This window comes from Thauera sp. DNT-1 (assembly GCF_055393985.1).
On sequence record NZ_AP043752.1, the window covers coordinates 3448269 to 3468118 of the forward strand.

The 19850-nt window shown below is 63.3% G+C and carries 16 protein-coding genes; 10 read left to right on the top strand and 6 right to left on the bottom strand.

Annotated elements, in window-relative coordinates:
• Positions 1–44: 44 nt before the first annotated feature.
• The 3 genes from ACZ5PP_RS15935 to bssD are packed head-to-tail and all read right to left on the bottom strand — an operon-like array spanning position 45 to position 3895.
• Positions 45–2639, bottom strand: coding sequence for a glycyl radical protein (locus ACZ5PP_RS15935; RefSeq protein ID WP_464826280.1), 2595 nt, complete (start codon positions 2637–2639; stop codon positions 45–47).
• Between the two features lie 23 nt (positions 2640–2662).
• Positions 2663–2845 carry a benzylsuccinate synthase gamma subunit family protein gene (locus ACZ5PP_RS15940; RefSeq protein ID WP_464826281.1) on the bottom strand — a complete coding sequence of 61 codons (183 nt, stop codon included), beginning with the start codon at positions 2843–2845 and terminating at the stop codon, positions 2663–2665.
• A gap of 18 nt (positions 2846–2863) precedes the next feature.
• On the bottom strand, positions 2864–3895 hold the full coding sequence (bssD, locus tag ACZ5PP_RS15945; RefSeq protein WP_464826282.1) for a [benzylsuccinate synthase]-activating enzyme: 1032 nt from the start codon (positions 3893–3895) through the stop codon (positions 2864–2866).
• 1151 nt (positions 3896–5046) lie between these two features.
• Between bssD and ACZ5PP_RS15950 the strand changes: the two genes are divergently transcribed.
• The 3 genes from ACZ5PP_RS15950 (at position 5047) to ACZ5PP_RS15960 (ending at position 8904) form a co-directional block, all read left to right on the top strand.
• A complete protein-coding gene (locus ACZ5PP_RS15950; RefSeq protein WP_464826283.1) occupies positions 5047–7986 on the top strand; it encodes an ATP-binding protein in 2940 nt (979 codons plus the stop codon).
• Positions 7971–8618 carry a response regulator transcription factor gene (locus ACZ5PP_RS15955; RefSeq protein WP_464826284.1) on the top strand — a complete coding sequence of 216 codons (648 nt, stop codon included), beginning with the start codon at positions 7971–7973 and terminating at the stop codon, positions 8616–8618. The genes ACZ5PP_RS15950 and ACZ5PP_RS15955 overlap by 16 nt, the downstream gene beginning before the upstream one ends.
• A gap of 151 nt (positions 8619–8769) precedes the next feature.
• Positions 8770–8904, top strand: coding sequence for a hypothetical protein (locus tag ACZ5PP_RS15960; RefSeq protein ID WP_464826285.1), 135 nt, complete (start codon positions 8770–8772; stop codon positions 8902–8904).
• Positions 8905–9049: 145 nt separating this feature from the next.
• Here ACZ5PP_RS15960 and ACZ5PP_RS15965 read toward each other — a convergent pair whose 3' ends face one another.
• On the bottom strand, positions 9050–9847 hold the full coding sequence (locus tag ACZ5PP_RS15965) for an AraC family transcriptional regulator (RefSeq protein WP_464826286.1): 798 nt from the start codon (positions 9845–9847) through the stop codon (positions 9050–9052).
• Between the two features lie 103 nt (positions 9848–9950).
• Here ACZ5PP_RS15965 and ACZ5PP_RS15970 point away from each other — a divergent pair, with 103 nt between their 5' ends.
• Both ACZ5PP_RS15970 and ACZ5PP_RS15975 read left to right on the top strand, forming a co-directional pair.
• Positions 9951–11219, top strand: a complete 1269-nt coding sequence (locus tag ACZ5PP_RS15970; protein WP_464826287.1) for an MFS transporter — start codon at positions 9951–9953, stop codon at positions 11217–11219.
• A gap of 270 nt (positions 11220–11489) precedes the next feature.
• On the top strand, positions 11490–12680 hold the full coding sequence (locus ACZ5PP_RS15975) for a DNA cytosine methyltransferase (RefSeq protein ID WP_464826288.1): 1191 nt from the start codon (positions 11490–11492) through the stop codon (positions 12678–12680).
• Positions 12681–12683: 3 nt separating this feature from the next.
• Here ACZ5PP_RS15975 and ACZ5PP_RS15980 read toward each other — a convergent pair whose 3' ends face one another.
• The gene (locus ACZ5PP_RS15980; RefSeq protein WP_464826289.1) at positions 12684–13499 is read right to left on the bottom strand and encodes a hypothetical protein; all 816 of its coding nucleotides are present in this window, start codon (positions 13497–13499) and stop codon (positions 12684–12686) included.
• On the opposite strand from ACZ5PP_RS15980, the gene ACZ5PP_RS15985 reads away from it, so the two are divergent.
• The 3 genes from ACZ5PP_RS15985 to ACZ5PP_RS15995 all read left to right on the top strand — a co-directional run bounded on the left by ACZ5PP_RS15985 (position 13498) and on the right by ACZ5PP_RS15995 (position 15671).
• A complete protein-coding gene (locus ACZ5PP_RS15985) occupies positions 13498–13989 on the top strand; it encodes a very short patch repair endonuclease (RefSeq protein ID WP_464826290.1) in 492 nt (163 codons plus the stop codon). The genes ACZ5PP_RS15980 and ACZ5PP_RS15985 overlap by 2 nt on opposite strands.
• 22 nt (positions 13990–14011) lie before the next feature.
• Entirely contained in the window at positions 14012–14377 is a 366-nt protein-coding gene (locus ACZ5PP_RS15990; protein WP_464826291.1) for a cupin domain-containing protein, read from the top strand.
• Positions 14378–14453: 76 nt separating this feature from the next.
• A complete protein-coding gene (locus ACZ5PP_RS15995; RefSeq protein WP_464826292.1) occupies positions 14454–15671 on the top strand; it encodes a hypothetical protein in 1218 nt (405 codons plus the stop codon).
• A 43-nt stretch (positions 15672–15714) separates the two neighbouring features.
• Here ACZ5PP_RS15995 and ACZ5PP_RS16000 read toward each other — a convergent pair whose 3' ends face one another.
• Complete coding sequence (locus tag ACZ5PP_RS16000; RefSeq protein WP_464826293.1) at positions 15715–16881, bottom strand: AraC family transcriptional regulator; 1167 nt, start codon at positions 16879–16881, stop codon at positions 15715–15717.
• 162 nt (positions 16882–17043) lie between these two features.
• Between ACZ5PP_RS16000 and ACZ5PP_RS16005 the strand changes: the two genes are divergently transcribed.
• Positions 17044–18225 (top strand): isovaleryl-CoA dehydrogenase, encoded by a 1182-nt coding sequence (locus tag ACZ5PP_RS16005; protein ID WP_012584617.1) that lies wholly within the window; start codon positions 17044–17046, stop codon positions 18223–18225.
• A 14-nt stretch (positions 18226–18239) separates the two neighbouring features.
• On the top strand, positions 18240–19847 hold the full coding sequence (locus ACZ5PP_RS16010; RefSeq protein ID WP_464826294.1) for a carboxyl transferase domain-containing protein: 1608 nt from the start codon (positions 18240–18242) through the stop codon (positions 19845–19847).
• The last annotated feature ends 3 nt before the right edge of the window (positions 19848–19850 follow it).

The following is a 19850-nucleotide window of genomic DNA, read 5'->3' on the forward strand; positions in this document are numbered from 1 at the left end:
ATAAGCAGAGGGGAGCAGGAAGCCCCCCTCTCCAGTAGATCTTTTCAAATCTCGACGTTCAGGAACTCGAGATCGGACGCGCTGAAGTCCTGTTCCTGACGGGCAATGATGGTGTTCTGCCCGTAGGTCGGAATGTCGACGAACCGGGCGCTGTAGCCCGAGACGCGAACGATGAGGTCATGGTGCTTCTCAGGTTCGCGCTGCGCTGCGCGCATTTCGTCCGTGCTGACGACGTTGAACTGAACATGATCGATATTCAGGTCGTGCCAGGTCTTCATGTACGAGTTCCAGATTTCGAAACCATGCTTGGAGCGCATGATCGGCACGGACAGACGCTGGTTCAGCAGGTTGCCCTTCTGGTTCTTCTGCACCTTCGACACGGAGCGCAGCACCGCGGTCGGGCCCTTCTTGTCGGTGCCCATGTAGGGAGAGATGCCACCGTCGTCTGCTGCCTCGCCACCGAAACGACCGTCGGGCGTGGGGCCCGTGCGCGAGCCGACTTCCATGTACAGTCCGACCGCCTGACCAGTCGGCATGACCGGGCCGCCTGAGTAGTTGGTGATCTTGCGCATCTCGCCGCCGATGATCTCCTCATAGAAGCGGGTGATGATGCCGTCGGCGTAGTCGTCGTCGTTGCCCCACTTCGGCGCACGCTTGAAATCGACGCGCATTTCCTCGAAGCCTTCCCAGTTCGCCTTCAGCGCCTGGCTGAGTTGTTCGAGGGTGTACTTCTTCTCCTCGAATACCAGCTTCTTGATGGCCACGAGGGAGTTCGCCGCGACGATCGTCGTGATCGGGTTGTGCCAGCCGTTGGGTTGCTCGGACAGGGCGCAGGCGTCCATGCCGAGTTCCATGCAGCCGTCGTCGATTGCGGACACGAAGGGCATCTGCAGGAAGCGTTGCTCGAAGTAGCGCGACACGTCCTTGGTGCAGATGCAGAGGTTGATCGCGTACTGATACTGTTCGCGGAAGGCCTCCCAAACGTCCTCGAAGGTCTTCAACGATGTGAGATCGCCGGTCTTGGGGCCCAACTGCATGTCGGCGTACGACCAGTCGTAACCGTCGTTCAGCGTGATTTCCAGCAGCTTGGCCGGGAAGATCGAGCCGCCGCCTTCCGAGCGGGTCTTTTGCGTCTTGCGGCGGCCGTGGATGCCGGGCGACATGCACAGCACGTTGACCCAGTTGTGGGCTTCCTCGTCGGTGGCGCCGTTGCCGTTCAGGCTGAACTTGGCGTATTCCTTCATCTGCTCCGTGCCGATCTCGTCGTGCTTGATGGACGGATAGCCGAGACCGTCGCGGATGCACTCGAAAACCCAGCGCAGCGTCTTTTCACGGTTCTTCTTCGAATAGCGGAAGACGATGGAAGGCTCGGCTGTGCGGATCCGCTTGGCCGCCTCGAGGATGGCGTCGGTCATGTCGTTGCAGGCGTCCTCGCCCCTGGCGTTGGTGCCGCCGACGGTGAGGATGAACAGATCGTTCGAACCCGGGAAGATCTCGCGGTAGGCGCGCGACTTGCCGGCGCCGTGCTCGGAAATCTTCAGACGTTCCATCTCGACGAGTTCCACCGCGCCCATGTGGTCCATCGGCTGGAACTTCTTGTCGATTACGGAAGCCTTGTAGTACGGCCACAGCAGGGTGTCTTCCTTCTGCGCGTAGCCGCTCGCGTAGCGTTCGATGGCGTGGCAGATCAGGAAGGTGAAGAACTTCGCCTGCATCGCGTCCTTGAGGCCCTTGCAGGGCTCGGCGGGAATGCGATGACAGATGTCGGCGATTTCGAGCAGTTCGGCCTGGCGCTTCGGATCGGTTTCAAAATTTTCGGCGACAATCCGGCACAGACGGGCCTGACGGCGCGCCCAGCTGATGACCGCCTTGCAGGCGATGACCATCGCCTTCCAGTTGTCGATCTTGGCGATGTTGTCGAGACCCTTGGTGCCGTTCCAGGGGAAGGTGGACATATCGCCCTGGGCTTCGGCGATATGCTTCTCGGCGAGCTTGATGCGCGCGAGCAGCCCGTCCTCCAGGACGGTCTCGTAGGGCGGCACGATACTGTTGTAACCGGACGCGAAGGAGGGGGCCTCCATGCTGCTGACCTGGTACATGCGACCGAGGTCCGCCGGGTCGAAGTAGGGCTGGCACTTGCTTTGCAGGCTGTGCGGCTTCCAGTACTCGTTGATCGCCGCAGCCTCGTCGGCGGGCTGTGGAGAGTAGTCGCTCCTCAGGTAGTCCTGAACCGCCATGTGGGACAGTTCGGGATACAGCGGGAACATGTTGGGATCCTCGGCGTGGTAGCCGACGATGAATTCGTCCTCTTGAAGCACCAGGGTCGACTTGTTCAGAACGTTCGCCAGGCCGAGCGCGCGACGGATGGCTTCGGGCTTGCCTTCGCTGGCCTTGTGCGCTTCGGTCAGATAGCGCATGCGCTCGATGCCGGCCGTGACGCTCTTTTCGATGAACTCGCCGGCGGATGCGTGCTTCCAGCGGCAACGCTCCTTCAGGCGCTTGGTTCTAGCGGTCGAAGGTTTTTGCAGATGCTCGTGCAACTCGTCGGCTGGAATCTTCGCTTCCGCCGGATCTTCCGGCGTGAAATTGAGCGTCTTCCCCTTATATTCCAGAATCTTGGCGCTTACGATGTCGTTCATGGCGGTCTCCTCAAGCTTTGGTCTTAGCGCTTCGCGTAAAAGGCTTCACATTGCGTGCTGTTCTCGAATACCGGCTTGGAGAGCCAGTATTTGCCCTTTTCGTCTTCCTTTTCGCGCACGCAGTCTGCCTTTCCTGCTTCGTAGTCATCCGCGTCCTTGGGGACGGGAAAGAAGTTTGCGCACTGCTTGCATGTGGTGGTTCCCATGGATGAGTCTCCTTTGATTTATGCAATACACCCCGTCCCAGCGTCGCGACTGCTCGTGTGTCTGTCCGCTGTGATCCCAACCAACCCGCCGATCGTTACGCTCTTGATGCCGGCGAGCTTCAGACCTTTGGCGAGTGGTACTACCTTCTCGGGCGGGTTCTCTTCCACACCCAAGTACTGGTACTCCTTTTCCCTGCCCAAGGAGCGGTACTTGCCTTCTCCATAGACGTGATAATTTAGAATATCGACGCCGTCCAGCTGTGCGGCATGGCGACTCAAATAAGTGATGTAGTCCTCGAAATCCGTTTGGGAGTCATTGAATCCCGGAATTACAGGGATGTGTATGCGAACATCGGCCTTGGCTTGCAAGAGATGCTCGATATTTTCGAGTATCGGTTGCAGTGGCCAGCCAACGACTTCCTCGTGCTTTTTCGGATTCAGCGATTTCAGGTCGACGATGAACAGGTCGACGAACTCCAGTAGCGGCTGGATCGTTCCCCATTTCTTTGGAAAGCAGGAGGTCTCGATCGCGACGTGGACGCCGCGCTCCTTGATTCTGCGTGCCAGTTCCAACGTGAACGCGGGATGAAAGAGAGGATCGCCGCCGCTGATTGTGACCCCGCCGCCGCTATTGCGGTAAAACGGCTCATCGGACAAAACTTCCTGCAGGATCTCATCGAGTGTCATTTCAACCCCGACGGATTCGCGGCTGCCCGTGAGGCAAACAGCGACGCAGCGCATGCAATTTGTGCATTTGTCGCGGTCAAGCTTTAGGGTCTGGGTGCCTCTTGGCCCATCGACCAGCTGCGATGCGCCGGTTGGGCAGACCGCCGCACACCGTCCGCAGCTCACGCAGCGATCACGGTTGTAATAGTATTCCTTGGTCACCTTTTGTGTTTCAGGATTGTGGCACCAAGGACATTTCAGTGGGCAACCCTTCAAGAACACCGTCGTCCGGAATCCCGGACCATCCTGCAAGCTAAAACGCTGTATTTCGGTGACTAAGGGAGTTTTCACGTCAGCCCCTGCATCGCGTGTGGTGAATTTCATCCGGCCGGTTTCGATCGGCTGTCGCGCGCATGTTCGTTCCGCTTGGTCGAGTGTTCCTGCATATCCAGTCTGCAAGCCCGATCTTCCAAGGCGTAAGAAGTGATTCTCGCGAGATTCCATTAGGCATCTGCCTCGATGGCAACTTCAATCGGTGCGAACACCCATCAGGGTGGTGATGTCCCTTGCTTTTCCGCTTTTTCGTCGGAGCTCGCTCAAAATGTATTCGGCAGGTGTCACGGGTTGCTCTAGACTCGCTGGTCATGCATGTGGGGGCATGGTGAGCTCTTGCCTCATTGAGGGCTATTAGACTTTGGTTTAGCTGCGGTGCAGCAAAAATGGCACGACGGGAAAGGCTGGTGCGGCGCTCGCGTTTGGATCGATCGGAATCCGCGCTCCCTACTCCACGTACTTGATCCGGGAGTCAGTTTGGATGTTTCCTAAGGCCGCTCATCCGCGCCATCAGCCCTCGGAGGGGCCGAGCGCTGTGTTCCCACCGCGGGAAGTGCCGGGAAGCCAGGATCCTGGGGTGGCGCTGCATGCCGATTTCTTGGTCCGGTGCCTTCGCCGTCCTTTCGCGTCAGGTGTGCATCGCCCGTGGGGGCGAGGAAGGACGCGGCGCGCGCCCTGCACCCTGCTGGCTCGTCCGTTAGGGAGGTGTTCAGATCAGCGCAGACCTGGCCCTTGTGCGGAGCAGCGATCGACGCCTCGACGCGTTCGAGCAGATGCACACTCGGCTCGTCGGTCGGCCCGCACTGCATTGCGCCGCGGGCATCGAGCCGCAGGCGGATCCGACCCTGCCGGGCACCTCGTTGAGTTGAGCGTCCACTTGAAAGAGGGGTCGCCGAGAAGCGGGTTGATCGACTCAAGGTCGCCTTTGCCCGGGGTGGGCTGCGCGACCATCGATTTCACGGCGTTCCGGGGGGCGTTCGGTCGACCACAACCGCCGCCTGCGCCTTCCGAAAGCACCGGCCGGTGAGCGCCAGGCCGGAGTACGAAGCTCGAGCGCCGAGGAGTGCTCGACTTCGAAGGGGACGATGGTCGATTGGGTGATGGCCGAATATGCTGCAGCAGGAAGGGATACCAATGGGTTACGGCGCCTTCCGGCGTTGTCTTGGCACGGTTTCACGATTGACATGTAGACGGACTTCACCATGACTTCGAACAACAAAGCGGAATCGGATCTCCCGGTGGCTCTGCAGGTTCGCGATGTGACGTTGCGCGCTGTCGACGACGTTCAAACCTATCGGGAAAAGCTGGCCCGCGTCGTGCTTGATGGGCTTTATGAATTTGTCGGCCTTCTCGATGCCAATGGGAGAACGCTTGAAATAAATCAAGCCGCATTGGATGGAGCGGGAATTCGGCTGGAAGACATCCGTGACAAGCCGTTCTGGGAGGCCAGGTGGTGGCAAGTATCGAGGGAAACCCAGGAAGAGCAGCGCAAGCTTATCGAGCGCGCAAGCACCGGTGAGTTTGTCCGTTGTGATGTGGAAATCTATGGTCGAGCGTTTGGCGAAGAAACGATTGTTGTCGACTACTCCATTCTTCCAATCCGCGACCGCAATGGACGGGTTGTGTTCTTGCTCCCCGAAGGCAGGAACATCACCGACAAGAAGCGAGCGGAAGCGGAGCTGGCGCGAAAAAACGAAGAGTTGCAGCACTTGCTCGAGAAGGTTCGTCAGCTGGATGAGGCAAAAGATGAGTTCTTTGCCAATTTGAGTCACGAGTTGCGTACGCCGCTTTCCCTGATACTTGGCTCCATCGAGTCGCTACTCGCCGAGTCTGGACATGGTTCAGAAGTGCAGCGTCGCGACATGGGGGTCGTCAAACGGAATGCCGTCACATTACTCAAGTATGTGAACGATCTTCTCGATCTCGCAAAGCTACAGGCGGAAAAGCTGCGGCTCCACTATGCTCGCGTCGACCTCTCCGCGGTTACGAGGGTGATTTGTGCGCATTTCGAAGCCTTGGCGGAGTACAGGTCCATTACATATGTCATGGATATCCCGGCCTCAATGGAGGTGGAGCTTGACGTTGAGAAATACGAGCGGATCGTGCTGAATCTCTTGTCCAACGCCTTTAAATTCTCCCCCGACGGCGGGCGCATTCGCTGTTCATTGAGTGAGGCCGGTGCCGACAGGATCTTGCTCAGCATTCAGGATGGTGGTCCCGGGATCCCCGCTGATCAACGGAATGAGATTTTTGGTCGCTTCAGGCAGGGTGGGGATGTCGACGCCCGGCATTTTGGAGGAACCGGGCTGGGTTTGACGATAGTGAAAGAATTCGTCAACTTGCACGGGGGAATGGTGGTCGTGTCCGATGCTCCCGGGGGGGGCGCGCTATTCCAGATCGAATTGCCGCGTCATGCGCCTCCCGGGATATATGTCAGCGCCGTAGCGCCGGCCAGTGAAACGATCTCTGCGCCGTTTGATGTCGGCGAATCGGCTCGCGAAGAACGGAATGCATGGACTGGCGATGAGGCAGTCGGCAACCGTCCACGTGTCCTGATTGTCGAAGACAACCAAGACATGCGCAGTTTCATAGGCAGGGTGCTGATTGACGAGTATCAGATCAGCGTTGCCGCCGATGGCGCGGAGGCACTGAGCCTGATCGCCGCGTCTCCTCCGGATCTGGTCATCACCGACTTGATGATGCCCAAGGTGAGCGGCCAGTTTCTGGTGAAGGAGATACGTTCAAGAGCGGATTCGGCCAATGTCCCGATCTTGGTGCTTTCGGCCAAGGCGGACGATGGGCTGAGAATAAAATTGCTGGCGGAGTCGGTGCAGGATTACGTGGTCAAGCCATTCTCGGCCACGGAATTGCGCGCACGCGTGCGAAATCTGGTCACCATGAAGCGGGCTCGCGACGCCCTGCAAAGGGAGCTCGCCAGCCAAAGCGACGATTTATCGCAGTTGACGCAGCAGATCATTGGAAATCGCCAAGCATTGCAGCGGAGCCATGCTGCATTGCAGGAGTCCGAGTCGCGCTGGCGTGCCGTGTATGAAAGTTCCGCTGCAGGGATCGTGTTGACAAATATTGACGGCCTTGTCCTTTCTGCGAATCACGCATTTCAAAAAATGGTCGGATATACAGAGGATGAGCTGAAAATTGTCTCAATATCGGAGCTCATTCCTGAGTCCGACCGCGAAACAATGCAATCGAGGGTATTGAACCTGATCAGCGGTCGCGTGGAGGATTATCAAGTCCAGCGACAATGTCGACACAAAGACGGTAGGCTGGTGTGGGCGAATGTGCGGGCGTCACTTATACCGGGGCTGGCCAATCAGCCTCCGATGTTGCTCAGAATCTTCGATGATATTACGGAGAAAATTCAGACTGAAACCGAACTGGCAAGAGCAAGGGAGAAGTTGATCAGGGTCATGCGCGTAACAGCAATGGGTGAATTGGCGGCGTCGATTGTTCATGAGTTGAATCAGCCGCTTGCCGCCATTGTGACAAATGGCCAGGCAGCGTTGCGCTGGCTTGCTTTCAACCCGAGCAATCTGCTGGAGGCCGTAGAGGCGCTGCGAAGAACAATTTATGACGCCAATCGTGCGAGTGAAATAATAAAGCGTATCCGCGATTTTCTTAAGCGGGGAGAGGGGCAGCGAACGCCAGTGGATATTTCCCAGGTCATTGCGGATGTCGTTGCGATCGTCGGTGATATGGCGCGCAGCCACTGCATCGATGTTCGCTACGAGGCGCCGGATCGATTGGCGCCGGTGATTGCGGATAAGGTTCAGCTGCAGCAGGTCATTCTGAATTTATGCCTCAATGGAATGGAGTCCATTGTTTGCGGGCGCTCTGATCGGCGCGTGCTCTCGATTTTCGCTCGACAGTCCGAGGGAAATAAACTGATCGTATTCGTCCAGGACTCTGGCCCAGGTCTTGCCGCCGACGAGGCCGAAAGGATCTTTGAGGCGTTTTATACGAGCAAGGTGGAGGGGCTTGGCCTGGGGCTTGCAATCAGTCGGTCAATCATTGAGGCGCATGGCGGCCGCCTTGATGTCTTACCCCCTTCCACGGAGGGCGGGGCCACCTTCTTCTTCACCTTGCCCACAGAGGAGATGGTTAGCCCATGTGCCCGACAATAGATGCAGCGACTGTCTATCTGGTCGATGACGATCGCTCCATGCGCGAAGCAATTTCCAGTTTGGTCCGCTCGGTCGGTCTCAACGTGGAGACATTTTCGTCGGCGCGGGAGTTCTTGGATCACATCCGTTCTGAAGCGTGCGCCTGCTTGGTTCTTGATGTTCGGATGCCACGCATGAGCGGCTTTGATCTCCAGCATGCGCTAATAGAGAAAGGTGTCGATATTCCAATCATCTTCATTACCGGTCATGGGGATATTCCCATGGCGGTTCGCGCCATCAAGTCGGGTGCGCTGGAATTTCTTCCCAAGCCTTTTCGTGATGACGAGCTGCTTGATGTAATCAATAAAGCGCTGAATATTAATCAGGAGGTCCGGGAGCACAAGGCGGAAGCGGACAAAGTGTGGAAGAAGTACGAGGGTCTTACGGATCGAGAAAAGGAAGTATTTCCTCTTATTGCAAAAGGTTTGTTGAACAAGCAGATTGCGGGGTGTCTCGGGGTTGCCGAAGTCACCATAAAAGTTCACCGCCATAATGTCGCCAGAAAGTTGGGGGTTCGAACGCTGGCCGATCTGGTGCGACTGTACGAGAGGTTAAGGAGTATCGGGCTGATCGATGATGCACATGAAAAATGATCGAGGCGGATCGCCTGATCTGGCTAGGCTGATGGCAAAATGCGGACAGATCTCGATGCAATGCATGCTGCGTTGGCATCCCGCATGCATGTGGAGATGGCGGGGGCGGTCCACCCCATCGTGAGCAAAGGGCTTGGGGAAGGATGTGATCGTGACGGTCAGGGAAGGTGCGGAGGTGCCGTTCGATGTCGGGGACGTGCCCACGATCCGCTGGAAGAGGCAGCAGGATCTCCAGGAAGGGCTGCGTAAGTACATTTCCGATCTCGTCGTGAAATATGGCAGGTGAAGTGTGCGCACGTTCATGGTGGAAGATCGGTAGGTAGCGAGTTCTCGCCACGGCCGCTGGCTCGAGGCGCCGGAAACGCGTCGCGCTGCGGTTTTGACGACCACGATCCGCGAGCACTTCGCGATGGCCGAAGTGGTGTTCGTCTTCACGCGGCTCGCGCCCGCGTCAGCGCAGCGAGGTAGCGCGCCGGCGGCCGCCCGAGCGCCTTCTTGAACATCGTGATGAAGGCGGTGACCGACTCGTAGCCCAGCTCTGCCGCGACCTGTTGCACGCTGGCGCCGCCCGACAGTTCGCGCAGCGCCACCAGCAGCTGCAGCTGCTGGCGCCAGCGCCCGAAGCTGAGGCCGGTTTCGCGTCGCATCAGGCGGGCCAGGCTGCGCTCGCTCATCGCCAGGCGCTGCGCCCACTCGGGCAGGGTGCTGCGGTCGGCCGGGTCGCGGATCAGCATGTCGGCGACGCGGCGCAAGCGCGGATCGTCGGAGATCGGCAGATGCAGGCGCCCGACCGGCATGTTCGCGAGTTCATCGAGCAGCACGCCGGCGAGGCGGGCAGTGGGGCTGTCGGGCGGATACTCGCGGGGGAGGCCGGCGAGGTGCTGCACGAGCTCGCGCACCAGCGGCGAGATCGCCAGCGTGCACGGGTGGTCGGGCAGGGCCGCGGCGCCGGGCTCGACGAACAGCAGGCAGATGCGGGCGTTGGGCGTGACGCGGTTGCTGTGCTGCAGGTCGCCCGGCACCCACACCGCGCAGTGGGGCGGCACCAACCACACCGCGCCGGGGACTTCGCAGATCACCGCGCCGCGCAGCGCCAGTACCAGCTGTCCCTTGCGGTGCCGGTGCAGGGGGGCTTCGTCGTCGTTCTCGGGCACTTCCACCCGCAGCGCGATCACGGGGCGGGTGTTGTGGTCGGGATCGAAGCTGCGCCAGGAAGCGTCCGCGGGCATGGCTTGGCCGGATTTCAAGACAAGTTGGCAATCTATCCAGATCTCTCCGCCCGGTAAATCCGTAAGCTCGACACCATCCAGAACAAGCTTGCGGAGGTCGCCCATGAGACCGCCTTCTTCTCCGTCCCCGTCTTCCTCGTCTCCCGTCTCGCCGCCCCGCGCTTCCCGGCTCCGCCAGCGGTCCTCCGGCGGCCTGCGCGCGGCGCTGCTGCTGACCGGCATCCTGCTGATCGCAGCCAACCTGCGCGCGCCGGTCACCGGGCTTGCGCCGGTGCTGGCGATGATCCAGGAGGTGTTCGCGCTCGATACCGCACGCGCTGGTCTGCTCACCACGCTGCCGCTGCTCGCCTTTGCGCTGGTGTCGCCGCTCGCGCCCTGGCTGGCGCGTCGCGTCGGGCTGGAGCGTGCGCTGTTCGGCGCGCTGGCGCTGATCGCGGCCGGCGTCGTGCTGCGTTCGGCAGGACTGGTGTGGAGCCTCTTCGCCGGCACGGCGGTGATCGGGGCCGGCATCGCGATCGGCAACGTGCTGTTGCCAGCGCTGTTGAAGCGCGACTTCCCGAGCCGGATCGCCAGCGTGACCGGTGCCTACGCCTTGAGCATGGGAGTGGCCGCGGCGCTCGCCTCGGCGACCGTGTTTCCGCTCGCGAGCCAAGGCGGGGTCGGCTGGTCGGGTGCGCTGCTGGCGATGGTCGTGCTGCCGGTCGGCGCGCTGCTGCTGTGGTGGCCCCAGCTCGGCCGCCACGCGGCGGCAGCCCCGACCGGCGCCTCGGCCGCGCCCGGCGGCCCGATCTGGCGCCACGCACTGGCCTGGCAGGTGACGTTGTTCATGGGCCTGAACTCCTTCGTTTACTACGTGATGATCGGCTGGCTGCCCGCCATCCTCGCCAGCCGCGGCTATTCGGCCGTCGAGGCGGGCTCGCTGCACGGCTGGATGCAGCTCGCCTCGGCGCTGCCCGGGCTGATGCTCGGGCCCCTGATCCAGCGCCTGCCCGACCAGAAGCTCGTCGCCCTGGCGATGGCGCTGCTGGTCGCCGCAGGCCTGCTCGGCCTGCAATGGCTGCCCGGGCTGGCGGGCCTGTGGGTGTCGCTGGTCGGCTTCGGTGCGGGCGCCTGCATCATCCTGGCGCTGATGTTCATGGGCCTGCGCACCCACGATCCACGTCAGGCTGCGGCCCTGTCGGGCATGGCGCAGTGCGTCGGTTACCTCCTCGCCGCCTTCGGTCCGCCGCTGATCGGCGGGCTGCGCGACGCCACGCAGGACTGGAGTCTGCCGCTCAGGGTGTGCCTGGGGTTGGCACTGGGGATGGCGGGGCTGGGAGTGCTCGCCGGGCGGAACCGGAAGATTCCGGGCGCCCCCACAGCGGAGCGGTAACCGGCATGAATACCCCGGTTCCCGCCTCGCCCGATCGGCTGCCGTTCAGAAAAACATGCGACAAGTGCTGCGGCCGATCTTGAAGGTCCACAGACTCGCCTTGTCGCTCGAGTACGCCGACGATAGAGGATATAGTGCAGGCCTCGAACGTCGACACGCCCCCGTTGTTCTTTGCGAACCCGGTAAGGGAAGAGCTGTCGGTGGCCTGCTCTTTCTATCGAGACAAGATGAGGTTACACTCTTTACTGAATAAATAAACAGGAGATCGAGGTGCGTGTCGCTGGGCTTTTCGCAGGAATCGGCGGCTTCGAACTGGGACTGGCGGAGTCGGGCCATCGGGCGGATCTCCTTTGCGACATCCTCCCGACTTCGCAAGCGGTCTTGCGGTCGCGTTTCCCGGAGGCGGATCTGGTGTCCGATGTCGTGGCGCTCGGCTCGCTCGGTAGGGAAACAGAGATCGTGACGGCGGGTTTCCCTTGTCAGGACCTGTCTCAGGCGGGAAGAACTGCGGGCTTGGCGGGGCATCGCTCGGGATTGATCGGCGAAGTCTTCCGTCTGCTCGAAGGCTCCAGGAGACAGCATCGCCCGGTACCGCTCGTGATCGTCGAGAACGTGCCCTTCATGCTGCAATTGGGCCGAGGCGGTGCGATGCGCGCGATCGTGGACGAGTTCGAGCGCCTGCAATATCTGTGGGCTTATCGAGTGCTGGACACCTATTCGTTCGGATTGCCTCAACGGCGCGAGCGGGTCTACCTCGTGGCGGCCTCGCGAGAGTCGGGTATCGACCCTTCATCGATCCTCCTCTCCGACGATGCCCCGATCGAGCGTCCGCAGACCTCGCTCGGCAGACTTGCCCACGGCTTCTATTGGACCGAAGGCCTCCGCGGTCTCGGATGGGCGGTCGACTCGGTGCCGACTCTCAAGAACGGAAGCACGATCGGTATCGCGTCGCCTCCGGCAGTGCTGCTTCCCGACGGACGGATCGTGAAGCCCGGGCTTCGTACGGCCGAGCGTCTCCAAGGCTTCGAGGACGGCTGGACCGAACCTGCGGAGATCGTCGGAAAAGGTTCGCTACGATGGGCCCTGGTGGGTAATGCGGTGAGCGTTCCTGTCCCGCGATGGATCGGGAGCAGGATCAACCAGCCGGGCGGTTACGTGCGCCTTCGAGATCGCGAGTTTCCGGTCGATGGCAAGGCGCCACGTGCGGCACGCTTCGACGGTACCCGCCGATATGCGGTGGAGATTTCTCCCGATGCGCTCGGCCTTCGGCCGCCCGGCCTGCTCGACGTGATGCAGGACGATTTCGAACTGCTGAGCGAGAAAGCCACGAATGGCTTCTACAAACGCACGCAGGCGGCGAAACTCAATTTCGCTCCCGGTTTCATCGATGCTGTTTCTGCCCACCTCGAACGCATGAGGAGCGGGGGATATCCGCCTCCGCACTTCAGGCAGGCTGCCTGAATCTCAACTGTCCTCTTCCCCCGGGGAGAGGATTTCGACTTCGCCATCCTCCCAGCGGAACTCCGTATGGTTGCGCTGCTGGTACGCTGCGTAGATCTGTCCGGTCAGTTCTTCGTACGACAAGAGTCTGCGAGGAAGCCCGTCTGCTCCCGATAGTTCGCCATCGCGTCGAGGGATGCCTTGTTTCGGCGGAGCGGCTTGGATGTCGAAGAACGCAAGCGCGCTACCGTCGGGCTCGTACAGTCCGATGTAGCCCTTCTCGAACAGGGATGTCCGGTCGTCGGGCTCGGAGCGACCGACCCGCCCACGTAGTTTCCTTACCCAGCTTCCGAATGAAGAAGGCGTGGCTTTCGTCTTCGCATCCAGACAGCTGTCGAAAGGCAGGAAGAGGATTGCTACCATCACTGCGTAGGGCTGACGTTCGTGATAAATGGTCGCTTCGATTCCGAGTTCCTCGTCGTTCCGCTTCATGTTGTGCGTGTAGCGGCCCGCGTTTCCCCCTTCCCTGATGTGGACGGACTTCAGCGATATTCCAAGTGCGAGCCCGAGTTTCGGTGTCGAGAAGTTGATATCGAGCTGTTTTTTTCCCTTGCTCGACGGCGCGCTGCGAGCAGTGCTCGCTTCGATGCCCGGGAATAAAGGGGCGAGGTCTGCGGCCAACTCTTCGGCCATTCGGTCGGCGAAGCGCACTGCATATTTCGTCTTTTCTCCTTGAGGCGAGTCCGAGCCCGGCCTCGGGAGAGAGGTCCCGAGGACGAGCTTCAGCACTTCATCGCCCCCCCTGGGGCTGGTTTCGACTTTCTTGTTCGGTTTCGCCATGTCGGATGTTCTCAGCAAGGGCGCCCGTAGTGCGCTGATGGCGCGCATACGAGGCAATGACACCAAGCCGGAGCTTATCGTGCGCCGCACCTTGCACGCCATGGGCTATCGATATCGCTTGCATGTCGGGGACCTTCCCGGGACCCCCGATCTGGTCTTTCCTTCACGCCGCAAGGTCGTGTTCGTGAACGGTTGTTTTTGGCACGCGCACGAGTGTCGCCATGGTCTGCGACGTCCAAGTACCAACGTCGAGTTCTGGAATGCGAAAGCCCTCGCAAACCGGGAGCGCGACGCACGTGTCGAACGAGCGCTCAGGGAGGCGGGTTGGGATGTCGAGGTCGTCTGGGAGTGCGAGACGAAGAGCAAGGATCGCCCGTGGCTGCGCAGGATCGTGCAATGGCTGGGGCCTTCCTCCTCGTCCGCCAAGGCGGATATTTCAGCGGGATCGGGAGACTCGTCGGGGCCCCGGCTAGAGTCGGGGCCCTCGTGACATTCCACCCCCGCACACCGCCATGTACAAGACCCTCCCCGCCTTCGCCACCGCGGACACGCGCCCCAGCTTCGACTACCCGCGCCCCGAGCGCCTGGTCGCGGGCAATCCGCGGCGCGCCACCTGGAACCACTTCGAGCGCGACGGCATGTCCGCCGGGTTGTGGGGCTGCGAGCCGGACGCGTGGCGGATCGCCTTCGCCGACGACACCGACGAGTTCTTCCATGTGCTCTCGGGACGCGTCCGCATCACCGACGAGGGCGGTCTGGCGCGCGAATTCGGGCCGGGCGAGGCGTGCGTGATCCCGGCAGGCTTCAACGGGGTGTTCGAGGTGCTGGAGACGGTGGCGACGCACCATGTGTTCGTGAAGCGCGGCGAGATGGGGTAAGGGCGCATTCTGGCAGGCGCCTTGCCCGTCGCTGGTGCAGCGTCTAGGCTGCAGAAGCCACCCGGAGGTTGCTGCCATGCCCGCAAAGTTCTCCTCGCTCGTTCTCGGCCTCTGCGTCGCTTCGGCGGTATTCGCGCAGGCACGCCCACCGATTCCGAGCGTGGTGCTCGATCACATGAACGAGCTCGACCGGCGTTGCGCTGCTGCCGGCGGGCGCCCGGGGGAAGGGCGGTACGTCGTGGCGCAGGACTTCACTGGCGATGGCCGGCTCGACTATCTGCTCTCCGAGGGTGATTACGACTGCGTTGGCCGGCCGGGCCAGTTCCGCAAGGGTGCGCGCGCGCGGGTGGACCTCTTCGTCGTCGACGCGCGCAACGACGCGCGCCGGGTCTATTCCGACCAGCTCGTCGGCTATCGCGTGCTCGCCGGCAAGCCGGCCAAGTTGCAGATCGCCCGCCAGGGGGCCGCGTGCGGCGCAGGCGCCGACGCCCGCACGCAGTGCGCAGCGCAATTGGCCTGGAACGGGCATGGCTTCGGCGAGGCGATCGCCGTGAGCGACGCGAAGGCCCCGACTGCGACCGCGTCGGCAGAATCCGCCGCCGTGACGTCGGGTCCGGTGGCCGAAAAGGCAGGAGCGCCTGCCCTTGTGACGGCGGGTCCGGCTCCCGTTCCCCTCGTCGTGGCACCCGGCGCGCGCGCGCGCTTCCTGGCCGACTGTCGTCAGGCCTATGTGTCGCGCAGCGCCGATGCGGTGCGCTGGGTCGACGAGCAGTGCGCGGTGGATTGGGTCAAGATCGACGCGAGCGCCGCGGCGACCGATGCGCTGCTGGCCGCCTTGCCGGCGTCGGCGGGTGAGGCGGTGCCGCTGGCGATGCTGCGGCAACGCTTGGTCGGGATCCGTTGGGCGGCCAAGCAGCGCTCGCGCGAGCTCTCTGCGAGCGGCCGCCTGGGCAAATTCGAGCTGTCGGTCACCGGTGCGCCTGCGGCAAGGACGCTGGGTGTCAACTGGAGCGAAGTCGGCGCCGAGCCACCCTATGACATCGTCGGCGCGATGCGGGCGCGCGGTGTGAAGCTGATCGAACTCGCTTGCGAGGAGTTCGGCGCCGGCGAGTGGCAGCGTGTCTTCTCGGGCAGCGCGCCGGGAAGAGCGCCATTCCGGCTGGAAGTCGGCCAGCGCGTGGCGCCGTTTGCGAATTCCACTTCCTACTACGGGGCGACGATCGACCTGTCCGGGCGGGCTCCGGTGCCGCCGGTGCCGAGGTCGGTGTGCAACAACCCGAGCAACCTGCTCTAGGCTTTCGTGGCGACCGCTGGGGCGTCCTCTGGTCGAGGAGGCTTCAATGCGGACGCGGGGCAGGGGCGAGCGGGGATGAGCCTGCTTGCCCGGGCTCGTCGTCGAATTCGAGGGTGTCGTCGGGGGCGATCGACCCCAGCGGCTTTGCGTGGGTGTCCGCGTGCATTGAAGCAGCTCCACCGCCTGCCCTGAACGTGCTCGGTGCCACCCCGGTCCATTCCCGGAACGCGCGTGCGAAGCTCTTCTCGCTGTCGAAGCCGACCGCGGCCGCGATCTGCTTCACCGGTCTGGCGCTCTGCAGCAGCAGCTTCACCGCATGTTCGCGCCGCGCCGCGTTCTTCAGGCGCTGCAGCGACACGCCTTCTTCCTTGAGCTGTCGGTGCAGGGTGCGCACCGACAGGTTGAGCTGTGCGGCAACCTCCTCGGCGGTGTGGGCGGCGGCGGGGTTGGCGGCGAGCAATTGCGCGACGCCATGCACCAGCAGGCGGTCGCGGCGGTACTGCAGCACGGTGAGCGGCAGCGCACGCTGCAGCATGGCCTGCAGCGCCTTCTCGTCGCGGCGCACCGGCAGGGCGAGGTAGCGCGCGTCGAAGCGGATGCAGGCGGCCGCGGCGGAGAAACGCGCCGGGCCGGCGAAGAGGTAGGCGTAGGCGTCGGCGTGCGCCGGGGCAGGGAAGGGGAAGGCGGCCTCGCCGAGCGCGATGCGCGAATCGACCAGCCAGCAGGCGTAGCCGAGCAGGTAGCGCAGCGTGCTGACGAGGCAGAACTCGCGCAGCTCGCCGAGTCCGGCGTGCTCGGCGACGTGGATCGTAGCCATGCCGCCGCGTTGCGCGAGCTCGAAGACGATGTCCTCGGTCAGCAGGCGGTGGTGACGGCACCAGCGCTTGAGCGCCACCTCCAGCGTCGGCGAGGTCAGTGAGGCGCGGCAGAGCATGCCGTAGCTGCCCCAGGGCAGGCGGCGCGAGAACCAGCCCAGCGCCTCGTCGTCGAGCTCCTGCATCGCCACGCCCGAGAGCAGCTCCATCTGCGCGGCGGTGACATGTGCGGCCGGATCTTCCAGCAGCGCGGGCGGGATCTGCGCCTGCGCCAGCGCGCTGGCCGGATCCATGCCCCGCAGCCGATACCCGGCAACGATCGCACGGATGAAGGCGATCGGCGTGGCGGCGCGGCCGCGGGTGAGTTCGGCGGGCGAGGGGGCGAGGATCTTCATGTGCCGGAATGCTAGCCGGCGTGGCACGAATTGCAACCTCGATGGCACTCGCCGCGCGAGCGGCCCGGTTAATCTCGCCCCATCCGCGGGCGTGCGCCGTCCATAATGGATTTTCCGCGCACCGCCCCACGCGCCAGGACAACCTCGAGAAGGAGACACCCCATGAACGTGCCCAGCCTGAACTTCAACCTCGGCGAGACCATCGACGCCCTGCGCGACACCCTGCAGGCCTTCTGCGCCGCCGAGATCGCCCCGCGCGCGGCCGAGATCGACCGCGTCAACGAGTTCCCCGCCGACTTGTGGAAGAAGCTCGGCGACCTCGGCGTGCATGGCATGACGGTGAGCGAGGAGTACGGCGGCACCGACATGGGCTACCTGGCGCACATCGTGGCGATGGAGGAGATCTCGCGCGCGTCCGCCTCGGTGGGCCTGTCCTACGGTGCGCACTCCAACCTGTGCATCAACCAGATCCGCCGCAACGGCACCGAGGCGCAGAAGCAGAAGTACCTGCCCAAACTGATCTCGGGCGATCACGTGGGCGCGCTGGCGATGTCCGAACCCAACGCCGGCTCCGACGTGGTGAGCATGAAGCTGCGCGCCGACCGCAAGGGTGACCGCTTCATCCTCAACGGCAGCAAGATGTGGATCACCAACGGCGGCGACGCCGACACCCTGGTGGTCTATGCCAAGACCGACATCGCCGCCGGCCCCAAGGGCATCACCGCCTTCATCATCGAGAAGGGCATGAAGGGGTTCAGCCACGGCACCCACCTCGACAAGCTCGGCATGCGCGGCTCCAACACCTTCCCGCTGTTCTTCGACGACGTCGAGGTGCCGGCGGAGAACGTGCTCGGCGGCGAGGCCAACATCGGTCGCGGCGTGCAGGTGCTGATGAGCGGCCTGGACTACGAGCGCGCGGTGCTCTCCGGCGGCCCGCTCGGCATCATGGCGGCGTGCATGGACGTGGTGGTGCCCTACCTGCACGAGCGCAAGCAGTTCGACACCCCGATCGGCGAGTTCCAGCTCATGCAGGGCAAGGTCGCCGACCTGTACTCCACCTGGAGCGCCTGCCGCGCCTATGCCTACGCCGTGGGCCAGGCCTGCGACCGCACCGACCATGCGCGCACGCTGCGCAAGGACGCTGCCGGTGTGATCCTGTACACCGCCGAGAAGGCCACCTGGATGGCCGGCGAGGCGATCCAGACCCTCGGCGGCGTGGGCTACACCAACGAATATGCCACCGGCCGCCTGTGGCGCGACGCCAAGCTGTACGAGATCGGCGCCGGCACCAGCGAGATCCGCCGCATGCTGATCGGCCGCGAACTCTTCTCCGAGACCCGTTGAGCGGAGCCACCCCCATGAGCGTGATCAAATCCGGCATCAACACCCGCAGCGCCGACTTCCAGGCCAACGCCGCCGCCATGCGCGGCCTGGTCGAGGACCTGCGCGCCAAGGCCGCCGAGGTCAGCCTCGGCGGCGGCGAGGCGGCGCGCGCCAAGCACACCGCGCGCGGCAAGCTGCTCCCGCGCGACCGCGTCGGCCACCTGCTCGACCCCGGCACGGCCTTCCTCGAGATCGGCCAGATGGCGGCCTACGGCATGTACGACAACGACGCGCCGAGCGCCGGCGTGATCGCCGGCATCGGCCGCGTGCAGGGCCTCGAATGCATGATCGTGGCCAACGACGCCACCGTGAAGGGCGGCAGCTATTTCCCGATGACGGTGAAGAAGCATCTGCGCGCGCAGGAGATCGCCCAGGCCAACCGCCTGCCCTGCATCTACCTCGTCGACTCGGGCGGCGCCAACCTGCCGACGCAGGACGAGGTCTTCCCCGACCGCGACCACTTCGGCCGCATCTTCTTCAACCAGGCCAACATGTCCGCCCAGGGCATCCCGCAGATCGCGGTGGTGATGGGCTCGTGCACCGCGGGCGGTGCCTATGTGCCGGCGATGTCGGACGAGGCGGTGATCGTCAAGAACCAGGGCACGATCTTCCTCGGCGGTCCGCCGCTGGTGAAGGCGGCCACCGGCGAGGTGGTGAGCGCCGAGGACCTCGGCGGCGGCGACGTGCACACGCGCATCTCGGGCGTGGCCGACTACCTCGCCGAGAACGACAGCCACGCGCTCCACATTGCGCGCCGCATCGTCTCCAACCTCAACCAGCGCAAGGAGGTCGAACTGGCGCTCGCCGACAGCGAGGAACCCGCCTGCGACCCCGAGGAGATCTACGGCATCATCCCTGCCGACCCGCGCAAGCCCTACGACGTGCGCGAGGTCATCGCGCGCGTCGTCGACGGCTCGCGTTTCGACGAGTTCAAGCCGCGCTACGGCACCACCCTGGTCACCGGCTTCGCCCGCCTCTACGGCTACCCGGTGGGCATCGTCGCCAACAACGGCATCCTGTTCGGCGAGTCGGCGCAGAAGGGCGCGCACTTCGTCGAGCTGTGCGGCCAGCGCGGCATCCCGCTGCTGTTCCTGCAGAACATCACCGGCTTCATGGTCGGGCGCAAGTACGAGAACGGCGGCATCGCCAAGGACGGCGCCAAGATGGTCACCGCGGTCGCCACCGTGCAGGTGCCGAAGATCACCATGATCATGGGCGGCAGCTTCGGTGCCGGCAACTACGGCATGTGCGGCCGCGCCTACTCGCCGCGCTTCCTGTGGATGTGGCCGAACGCGCGCGTCAGCGTGATGGGCGGCGAGCAGGCCGCGAGCGTGCTCTCCACGGTGCGCCGCGACGGCATCGAGGCCAGGGGCGGCACCTGGAGCAAGGAAGACGAAGAAGCCTTCAAGGCGCCGATCCGCGAGCAGTACGAGGTGCAGGGTCATCCCTACTACGCCACCGCCCGCCTGTGGGACGACGGCGTGATCGACCCCGCGCAGTCGCGCCGCGTGCTCGGCCTGTCGCTGTCGGCCACGCTCAACGCGCCGATCCCGCAGACGAAGTTCGGTGTGTTCCGGATGTAAGGG

What these genes read in the sequence shown, in the direction of transcription:
- ACZ5PP_RS15995 (WP_464826292.1), top strand. Translation starts at nt 14,454, where the DNA reads ATGCCCGCAAAGTTCTCCTCGCTCGTTCTCGGCCTCTGCGTCGCTTCG.
- ACZ5PP_RS16005 (WP_012584617.1), top strand. Translation starts at nt 17,044, where the DNA reads ATGAACGTGCCCAGCCTGAACTTCAACCTCGGCGAGACCATCGACGCC.
- ACZ5PP_RS15970 (WP_464826287.1), top strand. Translation starts at nt 9,951, where the DNA reads ATGAGACCGCCTTCTTCTCCGTCCCCGTCTTCCTCGTCTCCCGTCTCG.
- ACZ5PP_RS16000 (WP_464826293.1), bottom strand. Translation starts at nt 16,881, where the DNA reads ATGAAGATCCTCGCCCCCTCGCCCGCCGAACTCACCCGCGGCCGCGCC.
- bssD (WP_464826282.1), bottom strand. Translation starts at nt 3,895, where the DNA reads ATGAAATTCACCACACGCGATGCAGGGGCTGACGTGAAAACTCCCTTA.
- ACZ5PP_RS15955 (WP_464826284.1), top strand. Translation starts at nt 7,971, where the DNA reads ATGTGCCCGACAATAGATGCAGCGACTGTCTATCTGGTCGATGACGAT.
- ACZ5PP_RS15965 (WP_464826286.1), bottom strand. Translation starts at nt 9,847, where the DNA reads ATGCCCGCGGACGCTTCCTGGCGCAGCTTCGATCCCGACCACAACACC.
- ACZ5PP_RS15990 (WP_464826291.1), top strand. Translation starts at nt 14,012, where the DNA reads ATGTACAAGACCCTCCCCGCCTTCGCCACCGCGGACACGCGCCCCAGC.
- ACZ5PP_RS15980 (WP_464826289.1), bottom strand. Translation starts at nt 13,499, where the DNA reads ATGGCGAAACCGAACAAGAAAGTCGAAACCAGCCCCAGGGGGGGCGAT.
- ACZ5PP_RS15985 (WP_464826290.1), top strand. Translation starts at nt 13,498, where the DNA reads ATGTCGGATGTTCTCAGCAAGGGCGCCCGTAGTGCGCTGATGGCGCGC.
- ACZ5PP_RS16010 (WP_464826294.1), top strand. Translation starts at nt 18,240, where the DNA reads ATGAGCGTGATCAAATCCGGCATCAACACCCGCAGCGCCGACTTCCAG.
- ACZ5PP_RS15940 (WP_464826281.1), bottom strand. Translation starts at nt 2,845, where the DNA reads ATGGGAACCACCACATGCAAGCAGTGCGCAAACTTCTTTCCCGTCCCC.
- ACZ5PP_RS15935 (WP_464826280.1), bottom strand. Translation starts at nt 2,639, where the DNA reads ATGAACGACATCGTAAGCGCCAAGATTCTGGAATATAAGGGGAAGACG.
- ACZ5PP_RS15950 (WP_464826283.1), top strand. Translation starts at nt 5,047, where the DNA reads ATGACTTCGAACAACAAAGCGGAATCGGATCTCCCGGTGGCTCTGCAG.